Raw genomic sequence first — 14,281 nt, forward strand, 5'->3', positions numbered from 1 at the left:
ATTTTTAAAAAAAATTTTTTAGTGCAAAAGAGATAACTTACCTTGAAAAAGTTGATCAAAACTTGCATTTAAATATAAATAAATCGCTTGGGTTATTAACGACTAATCAAAAAATCGGAGCAATAACCAGCTTAAAACAATGCTGGTAGGAGCAATACAGACTAGCAAAACCTTAATCGCCTATAATAGCGAATGGTTTTGCCTATACGAAAGTACCGATGGCAGACATTCTTTTAGCCGCCCCTAAAACTTCCAAAAAGAAAGCTGGGTTCAATACCATTTCTGATTTAACCACATCCGATGAAACATTAAGAATTGAGAATTATATCAATCAGCTGTATGATTTATATGCATCCAATTCACATTCAACTAATCGTTCAATTCAGTCAAAGTTATTTGAACTTATCAAAAATCATAGAAAAACCATTTCAAAGCTAAAAAAATAGGTCTTAAACATGTCGACTAATGAACAGACTCACACTTCTACAATCCACATAAACTATAATAAGATTAGAATAATTACTAAAAGAGTAATAATATGATAGACACGATAACAATTAGACAGTCTTACAAACAGGAAGACAAGGAAAAATTAAAAGGATTTTTTAAAGATAAATTAATTCTAAAGTCTGACACTAAATATCTTGATGGCATCAAAGGGAAAAATCTTATTGGTAGTTATGCAAATTGGGTATTTTACCTTGGTGATATTAATTTTAAAATAGTAGGTAGCTTAACAACTGCAAGCAAAAGAAACAATATTTATAATTCTACATATGAAGATATTAAGTTAGCAATTGATGAATTAAAACAGCTATTTTGCCTAAACTTAGACAATGCAACAATCCTAAGGGTTGATGTAGCATATAATTTCATCTTAAATCAACCAGTATTTAATTACCTCAATTTCCTAGTTTGCCCTGAAAGTTTTAAGGCAAATATACACCCTGGAGAAACATTGCAGTTTACACGTAAGGGCATTGTTGTTGCATTTTATGATAAAATAAAAGAAAGAGCCAAAAGTAAAAAATTGCCACAGCCGTTTAAACAAAAAAACGTACTGAGATTTGAAATGAGAATTCGCAATGAAGGTTTAAATGATATAGGCCTATCGAAATTGAGTTTTGGAGAATTATCCAATGAAAACAGCTACTTGAAACTTGTAGATGCTTGGTTTAATCGATATTTAATGATTCAAAAGAAAAAAAAATATGCATTCCCACAGATTGAATCGATTAGTGTTTCAGGACTTAAAAATCTTGCTTTAAAACAGTTTCTAGGAACATCTACTGCAACAGATTACATTACTGAATTATTAGCCGATAAATCTGTAACTGCAAAACAAAGACATGATATTAATAGGTGTATCAATTCTATTAATCTTGGTCAGTGTACTTCCAGTAAGCTTGAAAATGAACTACATAATAAAATTAGGATGGCTTATTGCAGAAATTTATCAGAAGTATCCTATTAGCAGTACAACTCATGAGGTCGGAATCAATTCATCTGACCTCATTAATTGGAACTTAAATATTCATTAAAGCGCCAATAGAGCCTTCTAGTTAAATTAAAAAATAAAAATGATGTTGGCATTGATTAATACCTTTATGAGCTCTTAAAGTAAATATTCTAAATGCTTATTATTTGGTCTGGATTAACCTCCAAGGCCTTGCAAAGAATAACAATTGTGGTAAGCTTTGGATTAATTTTACCTTTTTCAATTCTATAGATTTGTGATAATTCTACATTGGCTTGATTTGCCAGATACTCCATTGTCCATTGCTTTTCCAACCTAATCCTACGGATGTTTTCTCCGAAATCTTTAAGGGTTATTATTTCAATTGGATTTAATGGCATCCGCCAAAGGTGAAATGAAACAATAAAATTCTTTTAGGCATACATGCTTAATTTAAGCGTTTTGTTATTAGATTTGATTATCTTAATAACGCTAACTCGTACAGGATGAAGAAAACAATTGCAACAACATTATGCACCCTGATGTGCATATCTTTTGCTTATTCCCAAGACAAAACTCAAGCATCAACCATAAAAAGTTCAAAACGACAAATTATAAGAGCACTCTATCAACCAAAGTCCTCTAAAAATCAGATTGTTAAGAGTAAGGTAAATGCAGGAACTAATGATCAACAAGATTACTTCTTTACTGGAACAAAAAATTTTTTAGATAATGACCAGAGTTGGGAGTATGTAGTTACAATTAAAGGTCAATCAATAGTTATTCAGTGTTACCCGGGAAAAAATAATACGGTTCATAAAAATAAAACACCTACAATCACAACAGGCTATATAAAGAATGGAAAGATATATACAAAAGAACCTAATGGAAAATATATTTCCGATTTGTATTTATACAAAAAAAATCAATTTATGACCTTAAATAACGAAAATGAATATAATGTATACGAATTGGAGGGCAATGACACCTTAATAAGCAATTATGTTCATAGTGATTCAAGACAAGCCGATTTAGTGCATAACGATTCAGCGGAGTATAAAACACCAATAAGTTTAAGAAAGTTCGTTAACCTAATTACCCCACATGATGCCGGATTAAAAACTGGAAAAATTGCAGTACGGTTAAAAATTGATAAAAGCGGAGTTGTAATTGATGCGATAGCCGGTGTTAAGGGAACTACTCTAAACGACAGGGAACTATGGAAAAGATGTGAAGAAGCAGTAATGGACGCTCGCTTTACAGCATCAGAATCCGCCCCAGATGTGCAGATAGCTGTTGTTGTTTTCAATTTTAAGGTGAAGTAGCCTAGCCTACTTTTGAGTTTTCTGTTTCGGTATAAAAAATAATTAATCGATTCGAAAATAGTCTAGAGCAGTCATGATTGCGTAGGCACTTCTTTGTAATTGTAATAAAAGTACTTATTCCATTTTAAGACAAATAAGTAAACATTAAATAAATTTAATGGTTTCGCTAAAAATCCAATAATTAACCCTCAATAAATGAAAAAAATAAAAATATTTCCTTTGGTTTTAGTTCCATCCTTAATAATTTTTGGATGCAATAACTTTAAATCTAAAACCATATCAGACGTCATATCAGGGACTAAATCAACCGCTGTATCAAAAGCTAAAGCAGACGCCAAGGAAGTTTGCGATTGCAATCAAAATTTACTCAAGGATCCAGCAAAAGCGGCAGCCGATTATGTTGGGGGATTAAAATGCACAGCTTTATTATCAGAGAAATTACTAAAGTACAAGGAAAGTCCAAAAGAGCTGGTAGAATTCAATACCTACCTCGATAGCTGTAGCATTGCACTTTATAATGAAAACGTCAACAAATAACCTTTAAATTGATTTTAAGAGCTTTTTAACTTTCATTACGGTGGCTATTGAAATATTAGCCACCTTACTGGTTTCCCTAATGGTCATACCCTTTTTTATACAATTTATAGCTGATATAGTTGTTTTTTTCTTCAAAAAGGCCACATCGTTTTCTTTTGACCCCTTTGGTCTGCCTAGTTGCCCCCCGTTTTGTACAAATAACATCCTACCAACAGTAGTACGCTCTTTAATGTTCTCCAATTCCATTTCATATAGTGAAGACATAATCGTTGAAATCATTTTCCAAACGGGATTTTTATTGCCATCAGGTCTTGATTGTAAACCTAAATTTCTAACTATAACATTCACACCTTTTTCATCCAGCCATTCTACAGTGTTGATTACGTCTCCTGTATTACGTCCAAGTCTTGAAAATTCTTCGACAATTAATTCTTGTACAAGCCCCTTATCAATAAGTTTCACCAATTCTTTTGCTTGTGGCCTATCTTTAAATGGGATTGATCCAGAAACTTTATCAAGTAAGATTTTATCATAGGCTTCTTTATCAGCAGTAAATCTTATTCCCGTTTGCTGTAAGGTCGATACCCGATTATATTTGACTTTCATGTTATAAAATAATTCTTACATTAAAAGTATTACAAATATTTCGTTTCCACACCATATTGATGTTAATAATTTTGAATCAACGTGCTACTTTTAGTCATGACTTTTTTAAACATTCAGAAGATTTTAAAGGAAACTAAAATCTTTATTCATCCCATACATAAGTAAAAAGACAACTTGCAGCTAACCCAAAGTTTAGAAACAAAATATGCTGTCACTTCAATTAATTTGGTTTTGGTTTCATATCTTCGGACGTAAACACTAAAGTCCTTAGTATTCTTAAAAAGACAATCTAACAACCAAAGAAATGACTAATCAATTATTTAAACATTTCAAAGAAAATAACAGAACTCAAGACGTTGCTAAAGAGATTGAGGAATATTTAGCAAAACATACTGACAAACAAATATATATTATCACTTCGCCCTTAGGAGAAAAATACAATTATACTTATGAAGATGATTGTCTAGTGATCTTAATCCCTAAGCACAAGATCATTTTTTTAAACCTTGGTAACGACTTGGAAGCCTTCCAATATTTTTGTGACGACTTTATTGAAGATCTTAACTCCATCTCAGATAAGTATAATTATAAGGATTACATTGGTAGGCCTAGAGATTGGAAGAAGAACAATACAATAAGAGTCGAGCGGACTGAAATCGGCGCCGTTGAAGAATTGATAAATGACAATTTTTTAACTGACAAAAAACTACAAAGAATTAGTGATTTACTAATTTCATTATTAATAGGTAGTATTAATGACATTCAAAAAATTGGCGCAGAAGTTCCTGAGACGTTATTAGAAAAGGTTAAGAAAAATATTGTGCTATTTGATGGGGATCAAACTAGATTCATGTATCAGGACTTCTCAAAAAAAATCATTACTATTCAAGGGCTGTCCGGCACAGGTAAAACTGAATTATTACTACATAAATTAAAGGATCTTTATGTACATGGGAATGATAGTAAAATATTCTTCACATGCCATAACATTGCACTTGCGAACACCTTGAGAGAAAGAGTTCCTGCATTTTTCAACTTTATGAAGGTAGAAAAACAAATTGAATGGAACAAAAGGTTATGGGTAAACAGAGCTTGGGGATCACAAGGGGATAGGCACTCTGGTATTTATAGTTACATATGTAATTTTTATGATATCCCATTCCTTAGATTTAGTCCCGGAATTGATTACAACAGAATCTTTTCTTTGGTGCTTGAATACTTAGATAAAATCGAACCAGAAGATTTCAAATATGCATTTGACTATCTATTAATAGATGAGCGTCAAGATTTTCCGGAAGTATTTTTCAAAGTCTGCGAAAAAATAACAAAAGTAAATGTTTACATAGCTGGCGATATATTTCAAGACATTTTCGAAAACATTAGTGATAAAGTTTTGAATGTAGATGTTGTTCTTAATAAGTGCTATAGAACAGACCCGAGAACCCTCATGTTTGCTCACTCTGTAGGCTTAGGCTTGTTTGAAGAAAAAAAATTGAATTGGTTTGAAGATCAAGAATGGAATGCTTTTGGCTACGAGGTTAAAAGACTACCCAACAGAGGCATACAATTCAAAAGAGAACCCTTGAGAAGGTTTGAAGACATTGATACAGACAAATTTGAAAGTGTTGAAATAATTAAATCTACCAAGACAACCGATGTGGTTAATGTCATCAAAAGCATAGTAAGTGAAGACGAAAATATAACTCCCAATGACATTGCGATCATCATTCTAGATGATGGTAAGAAAATCTATGATTACATTGACGCTTTATCCAAAGCAATCAATGACGAATTTAAGTGGAAGATTAATAGGGCTTATGAAAATAAAACTATAATTGATGGAGCAATATATATATCAAACCCGAATAATGTTAAAGGATTAGAATTTCCATTTGTAATATGCATTACAAACTCAATCAAGACCACATATAGATATAGAAATGTATTGTACACGATGCTTACTAGGTCTTTTATAAAATCTTTTTTACACGTAACTGAAGGAGGATTAATCAAGCATTTGGAAAATGGCCTGAAGACCATCAACGAAACCAAAACAATCGTTACAACGGAGCCTACAATAGAGGAACAAAATGAAATTAAAAATAAATTAGTTTCATTTAGGACTAACCCTCAAATATCATATAAAGAATTCCTAATTGAAATATTTGATAATTTAGATATTGACTCCACAAAACGCCAAAAAATTGAGGATGCGCTAGTTAATGCCAATATTGAAAAATTCGATGAAGAACGAACAATTGAATTCATAAATTCAATTAAAGATTTTTATTAAAAATGAAAAAATTCGAATACTCGCTTACTGAAAGTAACGTAGATCTTTTTTTTCCTCATGAGCGAATTAAGACTAAAGTTCAAGTTTTAACAATTTTATTAGAAGCTACTAGGTTTTTATTATACAATGAGGCCAAAGTGTCCAGAGATGAGTCGAAGTTGGTTTTACAAATAAAAAAAATGAGTAGAATATTTTTTATAGTTAAAAAAAAATACTACTCGATTAATTTCCCATTCACATTCATAATAAATGATGATGTGGTTTATATAAGTTATAAAAATGAAATTGAACTAGATTCCAAGAAAATTTCAGATTTACTTTCGATTTTAAAAGACCCTAGATTTAATAGCTCAAATTGTTTAGACTTTGTAGAACCCATTTTTGACCTTGAAATTGAAGATCAGGAAAATACATGGCTTCTAATGAAAGAACTATTATTAATGGAGGATGGTTATTTACGCTTCGATAATGACCCCGTATCCTATTTAAGTGCTAAAAGCCAGGGTAAAGAACACACACATCCTGAAAATCATTTAGACATCTTCTATTCCAATACCAGCACCTTCAAAATTGGCTTAGAAAGACCGATAGTAGATGAGGCATTTATGGACTATTTAGACACTCAGACTGACTGTATGTACCTCAAAAGCATTTAACGGCTGTTTAATCAAGTTAACGATCACAGGAAGACTAGTAACTTGATTAAACATTAAAATCGTTGTAAAATGAAAAAAGGATCCTGTAGACCCATCTTATAAAAATTCAATTAAATAATTGATGAAAGAAGTTCAATATGATGAATAATTGAAGCCTTCTTTGCAATACCAAGTTGAGGATTATGCGATCTTGCATCCAAATCACGATAAATATCTAGCCCTCCAGAAGTAATGGATGAAGTATGTGCAGAGCTCAATAACAGTCCATTGGCTTCAGAAAATTTTTGAGCAGCAAATCCTCTTTTTGTGTTCTTAAAAGTGGATGAAAAATGATGCACTACCAGGCCATTTATATCCTTAATCGTTAGATGAAGTGTGACAACTACAACTTGTGCGCCCCCTCCAGCCTTAAAATGATTTCCTATAATGGAATAATCACCTATTCCAGCGAAGCCATTAGATCTCCAAGTATCAAAATTAGAATCAAAGGTACTAGCTACGGGATAATCAGAATTCCTATTTTGGCGCTGAAAGCCATCCGTCAGAAGAACATGTTTTGAATGTGTATTAAACGCTGTTCGGGTTGAGATATTTGATTTTGTACTATCAAACACTAAATATTCAACTGGGTGACTTGTAATCGCGCTTTTAATGGCAGACAGATCACTTATTAAGGGATCGTAGTGAAAGATCAACACTTTATGTCGCGTAGGGTTAGATGTAAGAAATGCGTTTAATTCTGTTATATTAAATCTTGTATCAACAATAAAACCTAAAAGTAGCGACGGATGTGAAACCAAGTCGGAATCAATCATATCCTGAATCAATGTTGGAGAAACTCGATTGCTAATTGGATGATAAGGATTCGTAATTAAAACAAAAGGAATCAGACTCTGCGATAAAGTCTTATAAAATTTCCTTCTAGGTAGATTGACAGGTTCAATTATTGGTAGTGTATTATTGAAAACAGAATTGGGAACTTCAAGCAATGCTTCAATTTCAAATTGCTTCCCTCTTAAAAATGGAAAATACATGGAGCGTTAATTAAATGGTTAGTTACTAACCAAATATACATAACTTATCCATTGTTGTTAAACAATATTTTTTTGAATATTCTTTGCTTAAGAAAATCATTTTTAAGGCGGGTATACATTTCTTTATAAGCTCAAATTGATGCGCGGATGGCCTACGCGATTTTAAAGCTTGCGCAAATATGATATGTGCATCGACAGAATCTAGCCCTACATACCATTGATAACAAAAATTATAAATTAAGGCAGTTCCCATTTTAGGTAGCTTACCAACATATTGTTGGTAAGCACTCATCAACTCTGATTGACGAAGTGTTAATACAGCCTTCCTAGGATTAAATTCATTCTTTTGCACCTGTGCCTGTCGTTCCAACTTCAAAATTCCGTCATGATCAAAGATTATAATCCCTACATCTCCATGTATCCTATTGTTCACGTTTTTCAACGCTCCTGGATGAGTAACGATGTATAATTGATCATATATAGACTTATAAGAATTCATTTGATTAGAAAGCCTCTCAAAACTATCAAGTTCTGTTTTTATTTCATAAGCAGTAGTATTTCCATTGATTATTACAATATCTGCAATAGATGCATCAGATGAAACTTCCCTCAGTAGGGTTGCAGAATTATCGTTATGAAATTGCAGTAAAATTTGGTTTGCTATTTCATTCTTATAAATATATTCACATCTATAATATTTCTTCAAATAATTGTAAGCGATTTCTAACCCTTTAATTAAATCCCACTCCTCATTAGCGGGGTACAAATCACAATCTGTCATTAATGACCTAATCTTCTGTTCGTCATTACAGCTATGAATTTTACTAGATAAAGAAGTGCTAAATATCTGAGATAAAGCATAATTATAAGAGGAGCCAAGTTGCTCAAAGCGAAGGTCTTTCATTTTTTGTTTTTTTGCCTTTGAAATTACTACGGTTTTGAAACAATAAAGTAACGACAATAATGGTAACTCGAACAAAAGTAAAAAAAAAAACAACATGGCGAGATTATCAAAACCTGATCAGGAAAAAAGCCCCTGACCAGATAATGATGGAGGTTGAATTTCATCTTTTTAATGATTCTACTTCTGCCAAAAATTCATTCACCGATAAGATTAATTTTAACTCTCAGTGGTTGAAATAATACTTTCTGACGGCTTAGGTTCCTTTGCTTGTATCATGGTCTGATTGACTTGATTAATAAATAACTTCATTTGCGTCCATAGGTTTGACAAGTAAATAGTACGATAATTTTCATTAAGTAATCGAAGTGTATCTTCTCCTGAAAACATATTAAAATTGATTCTAGGAGAACAATAATTCCCACCAATCCAATGATCATTATTTGACCATTCTGAAAAACTGTTAATTAAGGCCGTTAGCGGTTGATATTTTTGGTCATTATTGAAATTTTTGGAATTATTGCGGATTATCGTAAGGCCGTAATAAACATCCTCGTCTCCTCGTTCAATGAAAATACAAGAATTATCCCCTAAGAAATCACCAATTGAGAACATAATCCCGAACCATGGATTGCGATTACGGGTCTGATGGATGTTACTAGAAATCTTTTGATCAGAATATTTTTGCAAATCCATTATTTGGTAGTCTTTTGCAATAATAACTTCTAAGTCCGTCCAGAATCGCCATTCCGTGTGCCACCTCACATGTTTCCAGTTTTCTGCAACCTTTTGTGCCTGTATAATGTTATCATTTTGAGAGATCAAATTAACCATCTCAAGTTCTTCTTCTCTTCCCATTGTTTTGCCTGAAATTTCTTGTATTAGTAAACGATATTGTATTAAGGTTTCCCTTAAAGGAGCCTTGTCATATGATTCTTTTATGCATGCTTCAAGCCACTTATTAATGTCAAATACATATGATAGGTTTTGAAGTATTTCTTTAAAATTAGGAAGATCTTTTAAGTTTCCAATGCTATGTGCTTCTGCATCTTTACCATCAATAGAAAGGTAATAGATCCTAATATCTTTGAAACCTTTGCTAGAAATATGGTCATAGTATCTCTGCAGTTGAGCTGGTTGGTCAACTGCCCAGAGTTTATTTTCAATAATAATCGCCTGAGTTTCGTTTGTGATCAAAAGGTCTATATTTCTATGCTCTTTCTGAATTTGAACATTTTTTAGGCTGAATTCATTAATTTCTAAAAGTTCAAGAAGCTTTTCAAGAAAAGCCGTTCCCATCCCATGCATACCTTTAGGATGAAGTAGTTCATATAAAAATCTAGAGTGTAAGTGAACTTCATCAAATTTCCTGTTGAGCAGGTTAAATATGTTAAAATTATCTTTTTCATTGATTTTCTGATACCTCATATCAATAATTTCTACTTTATTAAGCAGATTGATTATTGGCGCAGATTGTGTTTCATTCATTTAGATTTTTTGAGCTAGCGTATATTAATTTTAGATTGTAGAATTTACCTGATGGTTAACCAACCAAAAATTCAACATTTTGCTTTCAAGATATTAATTAAAAATAAGTATTCATATAAAAAATGTGAACGTCCTTTAATAAGAAGGCCTTGTTTTGTTCTGTCGTCATGGCTGCTTTTTAAATCAGAATACAAATTACTTAAATGTTATATTGTTAAACCCTTCAAGGAATAGTTTCAAAGTAAGTAGTCTTAACGGCGGAGTGTTTCTTTGTTTTTATAAATGCTTTCACAGTAAATTTTAATTGCCCCCATAATTGATACCTTAACTGATATGGCATTAGTGGGTGGTGGGGCAAACCCACAACCCGGAGAAATTTCTTTAGCCCATAATGGCGTCTTATTTCTTGATGAACTCCCTGAATTTAAAAGAAGTGTATTAGAAGTGATGCGTCAACCTCTGGAGGATCGAAATATCACCATTTCCAGAGCGAAATTAAGTGTGAGCTATCCCGCCAGTTTTATGCTGATTGCTTCCATGAATCCTTGTCCCTGTGGTTTCTACAACCATCCGACAAAAGAATGTACCTGTGGCACTGGTCTGGTTCAGAAATACCTGAGTAAAATTTCAGGACCTCTACTCGATCGGATAGACCTTCATGTGGAAGTAACACCCGTCAACTTTAAAGAGTTAACCTCTGCAGCACATGCCGAAAAAAGTGAGGAAATACGTAGAAGAGTAATGGCTGCAAGATCCATTCAGGGAATGCGTTTTCGGGAAAAACCAAACCTACACTGCAATGCACAGATGACTGCAAATATGGTCAGACAAGTCTGTCAGATCAATGCGAAAGGACAGGCATTGATAAAGACGGCTATGGAAAGATTGGGTTTGTCTGCCAGAGCATACGATAGGATTCTCAAAGTAGCCAGAACAATTGCAGATCTTGCCGGGACAGAAGAAATCAAATCGGAACACCTGGCGGAAGCCATCAATTACCGGAGTTTAGATCGTGATAGCTGGGCTTCTTAAGTTTGTACACAAAACGGCTTGGTTCTTAAAATATACCATACCGTTTTGTGTACATGAAATAACGGATTTAATTAAAATCGTCCTCATCTTCCTGCTCTTCACCTTCTTCCTCTTCTTCCTCAGGAACATAGGCCATAATCTCTTTACCTATGTTATTGATTTCTTCATCAAACTCAAATAAAGGAAGTGCAGTTTCTTCATCCAGTTTCAGCCATTGAAGGTCCGTATCTTTCTGAATATGTGCATATTCTTTGCCTTCCTTAAAAATTACATAAGTATCATTTCCTTCCGGAAAAACCGCGTAACTCAACTCTCCTATTTCAATATCAAATGGCTCTTGCATAACGTTTGTTTCTAATTTATCGATTTTATTATCCTGATTAGCGTAAGGTCGAATAGTTATAAAACTGCATCCTTCCTGTACCCATCACTTCTATTATTTTTGTTTCTTCTGTTCCATTAGACGCTTTCAACTTCAGCGTAATGATATTTTTTCCTTTCTGTAAGGGGATCCGCGCATAATTGATACTGGCAGGTAAGGACTGCCAGTTTCTGGTATCGGCTTTTTCAGAAAGCAAGCTGTACAACTGGACACCAAATCCAAGCCCTTCCAGCAAGGAATTGTCTTTTCCGTTCTTCCCAGTCCCTTTCGAACTTTCCTTTAATACATATTCTGCGCTTTTTTTCACTGCCAGTCGAGTTAAGATCTTACCCATTTCTTTTAAGAAGCGTTGCTGCAAGGTTTTATAGGCCAATTCATTTATATCTTCTGCCTTTTCAAAGCTTACAGTAGTTTTTCCGTCGCTTAAGGTTGCACTACTGTAAAACGGCGGCCGACTTACATATTTTGGATAAGTAGCCCTTAAACTCTGGACAGCATTGAGATTAAAGTCATTGCCAGCACCATAGCCATCACCAAAAGGAATGATGATCGTGCCTCCAACATTGATAAAGAACAAATTGCCATCTTCCCCTTTTACCAAAGAAAAGAAAAGCTCCTCCTGTTGCTTAATTGGTGCCAATCCATTTTCCCAAAAGAAGACAAGTTCGCCTCCTTCAGGAGTTGGTTCAGGTGTATATTTAAGATGAAAAAGTTCCTCAAAACGACTCAGTTCCGAACTGAATCCCATTGCAGCAGCAGTTCTCAGCACATCTTTTTTCAATTCTTCCGGCATCGGAGTTCCATAATACGTCTGGTCCTTACTGTTCAGGTAAATTTCCGCAGCATTGCGATACGCAATAAAAGCATTGTTCATATCGCGATCGTACTCATAAATCAATCCCTGAAGCATTAAAGAAAAGGCATCCTTACTATAACGATTATCCTTATTATTGAACTTATCACCTTGTTCCTGCGACTGTAAGCCAATCCGTCTTGCCTCCACAATGGCATCTTCAGGCTTCCCCAGATACACATAGTTCAGGGCTTTGTAATAATGGATCATGAACTTCTCAAAGTCCTCTCCTTTATACACCTGGTTCATTGGATTAACTAATGTCCCAACCACCGCATCCATGGTACCTCCAAGGCCATTTTCCAGGAGCTGGTCGGCTTCATTAAAATACCGGTTACTATTTTCATAATCGCCGATCAGGTGGGCAGTTTTCCCCTTTTCCATTAAAAATAGGAGCTTATTCCTTGGCTTTTGCAGCAGTTTGTTCTTTTCCAACTCTTTCATCGCCTCGGTATAGTTACCGCTTGCCACCTGCTTATAATATGGCGCAATCATCTCATTATAGCTGGAACAGCTAAAAAGAAAGAGCATCAACCCCAGGAGGATTGATGCTCTAAAAGTATAATTATTGATATTAACCATATTCCATTTAGCCTGTTAAGCCAGACTAATTTTTAACATATTTAGTAATTTTCTTATCGCCAATCCAAACAACTTCATTGGTTTGAATATCCGTTAGTTCCAGATTCACCTGGTAGTAAACCACTTTTTGTCTTTTATGAGAGTCAACAATAGAATTGATTGATCCCTGAAGGATATAATCAGCACCATTTTCCAATCCAAATTTCTTCATCGTAGACACTGAAGCATTGTCTTGCTGGTCTGCTTTCTCTGCACGCAGTTCTTCTCTTTTTTTACCACCCTGAACCAATCTTACACGGCCACTCTGGATAAAGGCCTGTTCAACATCCTTCACAAAAGTTTCTGCATCAATGTGCTCATGACTTTTATTTGTCACCACACCCACTACCACAACTGGTTTCTTTCCCGATTTTGCTTCTAAGAACTCTGGTAACCATTTACTCCCCAAAATACTTTGAGTCATTTCCTGGGCAACTAACCTGGAATCCGAATTGTTCCAATTACCGCTGATATCGATCGTTTGATCTGGGTTTACGCGTGTAACTTGTCTGGAGCAAGAACTGATCATGATTCCAGAGGCGGCAATCGCCACTAAGGTGATTATCTTTTTGAACTGCATATATTTAAATGATAAATTTTTCTGTGTGTTTTTAGCTTACCAGGCACCCCAATGTCTGTTTAACCCAATATTAAACCCTCCATATCGACCATAATGACCATATCCTAGTCCTAAAGAATAACCAAAACGAGGATAATAATTAAAGGATGGGTAATAATAGGAACTACTATAGTCGTATGGGCTGTACCATCCACTATTGTTTCTTTCTCTGCGCATTTGTCTACGTTCTTCCCTGGCCGTATACCAGTCGTAAGCTTTATAGGTGTTTTGAACCGTGCTTCCCTGTGTCAGGTTTAATGAATCTGCCAGGTTCATATATTTCGCACGACTTTCCAGATACCTTGGATTTTGGTCATGAACAAGTCCTGATTTTTGCGCATAACTCATTGTAGAATAAACAAGGCTGGCTATGCAGCCTAAGATAAATATCAAATTTCTTTTCATCTTCTTCATGTTTTTATCTGACCTGAAAAATATGGCAACATTTATGCCAAGGATTATAATACAAAGATAAACA

Annotated in this window: 15 protein-coding genes and 1 pseudogene; 7 read left to right on the forward strand and 9 right to left on the reverse strand. The window is 34.1% G+C overall.

What is annotated here, in order from left to right; translation table 11 throughout:
- Window positions 1-218 precede the first annotated feature (218 nt).
- Together R2Q94_RS00400 and R2Q94_RS00405 are read left to right on the forward strand one after the other, a co-directional pair.
- Window positions 219-446, forward strand: a complete 228-nt coding sequence (locus R2Q94_RS00400) for a hypothetical protein (protein ID WP_316819454.1) — start codon at window positions 219-221, stop codon at window positions 444-446.
- A gap of 92 nt (window positions 447-538) precedes the next feature.
- Window positions 539-1,474 (forward strand): phage/plasmid replication protein, encoded by a 936-nt coding sequence (locus R2Q94_RS00405; RefSeq protein ID WP_316819455.1) that lies wholly within the window; start codon window positions 539-541, stop codon window positions 1,472-1,474.
- A gap of 155 nt (window positions 1,475-1,629) precedes the next feature.
- On the opposite strand, the gene R2Q94_RS22140 is transcribed toward R2Q94_RS00405, so the two are convergent.
- Entirely contained in the window at window positions 1,630-1,857 is a 228-nt protein-coding gene (locus R2Q94_RS22140; protein WP_410478514.1) for a helix-turn-helix domain-containing protein, read from the reverse strand.
- Window positions 1,858-1,962: 105 nt separating this feature from the next.
- Here R2Q94_RS22140 and R2Q94_RS00410 point away from each other — a divergent pair, with 105 nt between their 5' ends.
- Both R2Q94_RS00410 and R2Q94_RS00415 read left to right on the forward strand, forming a co-directional pair.
- Complete coding sequence (locus R2Q94_RS00410) at window positions 1,963-2,781, forward strand: energy transducer TonB (protein ID WP_316819456.1); 819 nt, start codon at window positions 1,963-1,965, stop codon at window positions 2,779-2,781.
- 195 nt (window positions 2,782-2,976) lie between these two features.
- On the forward strand, window positions 2,977-3,318 hold the full coding sequence (locus R2Q94_RS00415; protein WP_316819457.1) for a hypothetical protein: 342 nt from the start codon (window positions 2,977-2,979) through the stop codon (window positions 3,316-3,318).
- A 3-nt stretch (window positions 3,319-3,321) separates the two neighbouring features.
- Here the strand turns inward: R2Q94_RS00415 and R2Q94_RS00420 are convergent, their stop codons facing one another.
- Window positions 3,322-3,924, reverse strand: coding sequence for a recombinase family protein (locus R2Q94_RS00420; RefSeq protein ID WP_316819458.1), 603 nt, complete (start codon window positions 3,922-3,924; stop codon window positions 3,322-3,324).
- 304 nt (window positions 3,925-4,228) lie between these two features.
- Here R2Q94_RS00420 and R2Q94_RS00425 point away from each other — a divergent pair, with 304 nt between their 5' ends.
- Window positions 4,229-6,217 (forward strand): DEAD/DEAH box helicase, encoded by a 1,989-nt coding sequence (locus R2Q94_RS00425; RefSeq protein WP_316819459.1) that lies wholly within the window; start codon window positions 4,229-4,231, stop codon window positions 6,215-6,217.
- 2 nt (window positions 6,218-6,219) lie between these two features.
- Complete coding sequence (locus R2Q94_RS00430; RefSeq protein ID WP_316819460.1) at window positions 6,220-6,873, forward strand: hypothetical protein; 654 nt, start codon at window positions 6,220-6,222, stop codon at window positions 6,871-6,873.
- A gap of 110 nt (window positions 6,874-6,983) precedes the next feature.
- On the opposite strand, the gene R2Q94_RS00435 is transcribed toward R2Q94_RS00430, so the two are convergent.
- The 3 genes from R2Q94_RS00435 to R2Q94_RS00445 form a co-directional block, all read right to left on the reverse strand.
- Window positions 6,984-7,907: a sce7725 family protein gene (locus R2Q94_RS00435; protein WP_316819461.1), complete on the reverse strand. Its 924-nt coding sequence runs from the start codon at window positions 7,905-7,907 to the stop codon at window positions 6,984-6,986.
- Between the two features lie 25 nt (window positions 7,908-7,932).
- Window positions 7,933-8,811: a sce7726 family protein gene (locus tag R2Q94_RS00440; RefSeq protein ID WP_316819462.1), complete on the reverse strand. Its 879-nt coding sequence runs from the start codon at window positions 8,809-8,811 to the stop codon at window positions 7,933-7,935.
- 216 nt (window positions 8,812-9,027) lie between these two features.
- Window positions 9,028-10,296: a PD-(D/E)XK nuclease family protein gene (locus R2Q94_RS00445; RefSeq protein WP_316819463.1), complete on the reverse strand. Its 1,269-nt coding sequence runs from the start codon at window positions 10,294-10,296 to the stop codon at window positions 9,028-9,030.
- A gap of 321 nt (window positions 10,297-10,617) precedes the next feature.
- Between R2Q94_RS00445 and R2Q94_RS00450 the strand changes: the two are divergent.
- Window positions 10,618-11,328: pseudogene (locus tag R2Q94_RS00450) on the forward strand (YifB family Mg chelatase-like AAA ATPase); the annotation flags it as partial.
- Between the two features lie 67 nt (window positions 11,329-11,395).
- Here the strand turns inward: R2Q94_RS00450 and R2Q94_RS00455 are convergent.
- The 4 genes from R2Q94_RS00455 to R2Q94_RS00470 are packed head-to-tail and all read right to left on the reverse strand — an operon-like array spanning window position 11,396 to window position 14,208.
- Window positions 11,396-11,671, reverse strand: a complete 276-nt coding sequence (locus R2Q94_RS00455; protein WP_316819464.1) for a hypothetical protein — start codon at window positions 11,669-11,671, stop codon at window positions 11,396-11,398.
- 37 nt (window positions 11,672-11,708) lie between these two features.
- Window positions 11,709-13,145, reverse strand: a complete 1,437-nt coding sequence (locus R2Q94_RS00460) for a hypothetical protein (RefSeq protein ID WP_316819465.1) — start codon at window positions 13,143-13,145, stop codon at window positions 11,709-11,711.
- A gap of 25 nt (window positions 13,146-13,170) precedes the next feature.
- Entirely contained in the window at window positions 13,171-13,764 is a 594-nt protein-coding gene (locus R2Q94_RS00465; RefSeq protein ID WP_316819466.1) for a penicillin-binding protein activator LpoB, read from the reverse strand.
- A 36-nt stretch (window positions 13,765-13,800) separates the two neighbouring features.
- Window positions 13,801-14,208 carry a hypothetical protein gene (locus R2Q94_RS00470; RefSeq protein WP_316819467.1) on the reverse strand — a complete coding sequence of 136 codons (408 nt, stop codon included), beginning with the start codon at window positions 14,206-14,208 and terminating at the stop codon, window positions 13,801-13,803.
- Window positions 14,209-14,281: the final 73 nt, after the last annotated feature.

It is taken from the genome of Pedobacter gandavensis, from assembly GCF_032678465.1.
Taxonomy (GTDB): domain Bacteria; phylum Bacteroidota; class Bacteroidia; order Sphingobacteriales; family Sphingobacteriaceae; genus Pedobacter; species Pedobacter gandavensis_B.

Bases quoted from the DNA above. Each gene is read 5' to 3' on its own strand.
- R2Q94_RS00415 (WP_316819457.1), top strand. From the start codon at position 2,977: ATGAAAAAAATAAAAATATTTCCTTTGGTTTTAGTTCCATCCTTAATA.
- R2Q94_RS00460 (WP_316819465.1), bottom strand. From the start codon at position 13,145: ATGGTTAATATCAATAATTATACTTTTAGAGCATCAATCCTCCTGGGG.
- R2Q94_RS00400 (WP_316819454.1), top strand. From the start codon at position 219: ATGGCAGACATTCTTTTAGCCGCCCCTAAAACTTCCAAAAAGAAAGCT.
- R2Q94_RS00405 (WP_316819455.1), top strand. From the start codon at position 539: ATGATAGACACGATAACAATTAGACAGTCTTACAAACAGGAAGACAAG.
- R2Q94_RS00425 (WP_316819459.1), top strand. From the start codon at position 4,229: ATGACTAATCAATTATTTAAACATTTCAAAGAAAATAACAGAACTCAA.
- R2Q94_RS00435 (WP_316819461.1), bottom strand. From the start codon at position 7,907: ATGTATTTTCCATTTTTAAGAGGGAAGCAATTTGAAATTGAAGCATTG.
- R2Q94_RS00430 (WP_316819460.1), top strand. From the start codon at position 6,220: ATGAAAAAATTCGAATACTCGCTTACTGAAAGTAACGTAGATCTTTTT.
- R2Q94_RS00440 (WP_316819462.1), bottom strand. From the start codon at position 8,811: ATGAAAGACCTTCGCTTTGAGCAACTTGGCTCCTCTTATAATTATGCT.
- R2Q94_RS00470 (WP_316819467.1), bottom strand. From the start codon at position 14,208: ATGAAAAGAAATTTGATATTTATCTTAGGCTGCATAGCCAGCCTTGTT.
- R2Q94_RS00410 (WP_316819456.1), top strand. From the start codon at position 1,963: ATGAAGAAAACAATTGCAACAACATTATGCACCCTGATGTGCATATCT.
- R2Q94_RS00465 (WP_316819466.1), bottom strand. From the start codon at position 13,764: ATGCAGTTCAAAAAGATAATCACCTTAGTGGCGATTGCCGCCTCTGGA.
- R2Q94_RS00445 (WP_316819463.1), bottom strand. From the start codon at position 10,296: ATGAATGAAACACAATCTGCGCCAATAATCAATCTGCTTAATAAAGTA.
- R2Q94_RS00455 (WP_316819464.1), bottom strand. From the start codon at position 11,671: ATGCAAGAGCCATTTGATATTGAAATAGGAGAGTTGAGTTACGCGGTT.
- R2Q94_RS00420 (WP_316819458.1), bottom strand. From the start codon at position 3,924: ATGAAAGTCAAATATAATCGGGTATCGACCTTACAGCAAACGGGAATA.
- R2Q94_RS22140 (WP_410478514.1), bottom strand. From the start codon at position 1,857: ATGCCATTAAATCCAATTGAAATAATAACCCTTAAAGATTTCGGAGAA.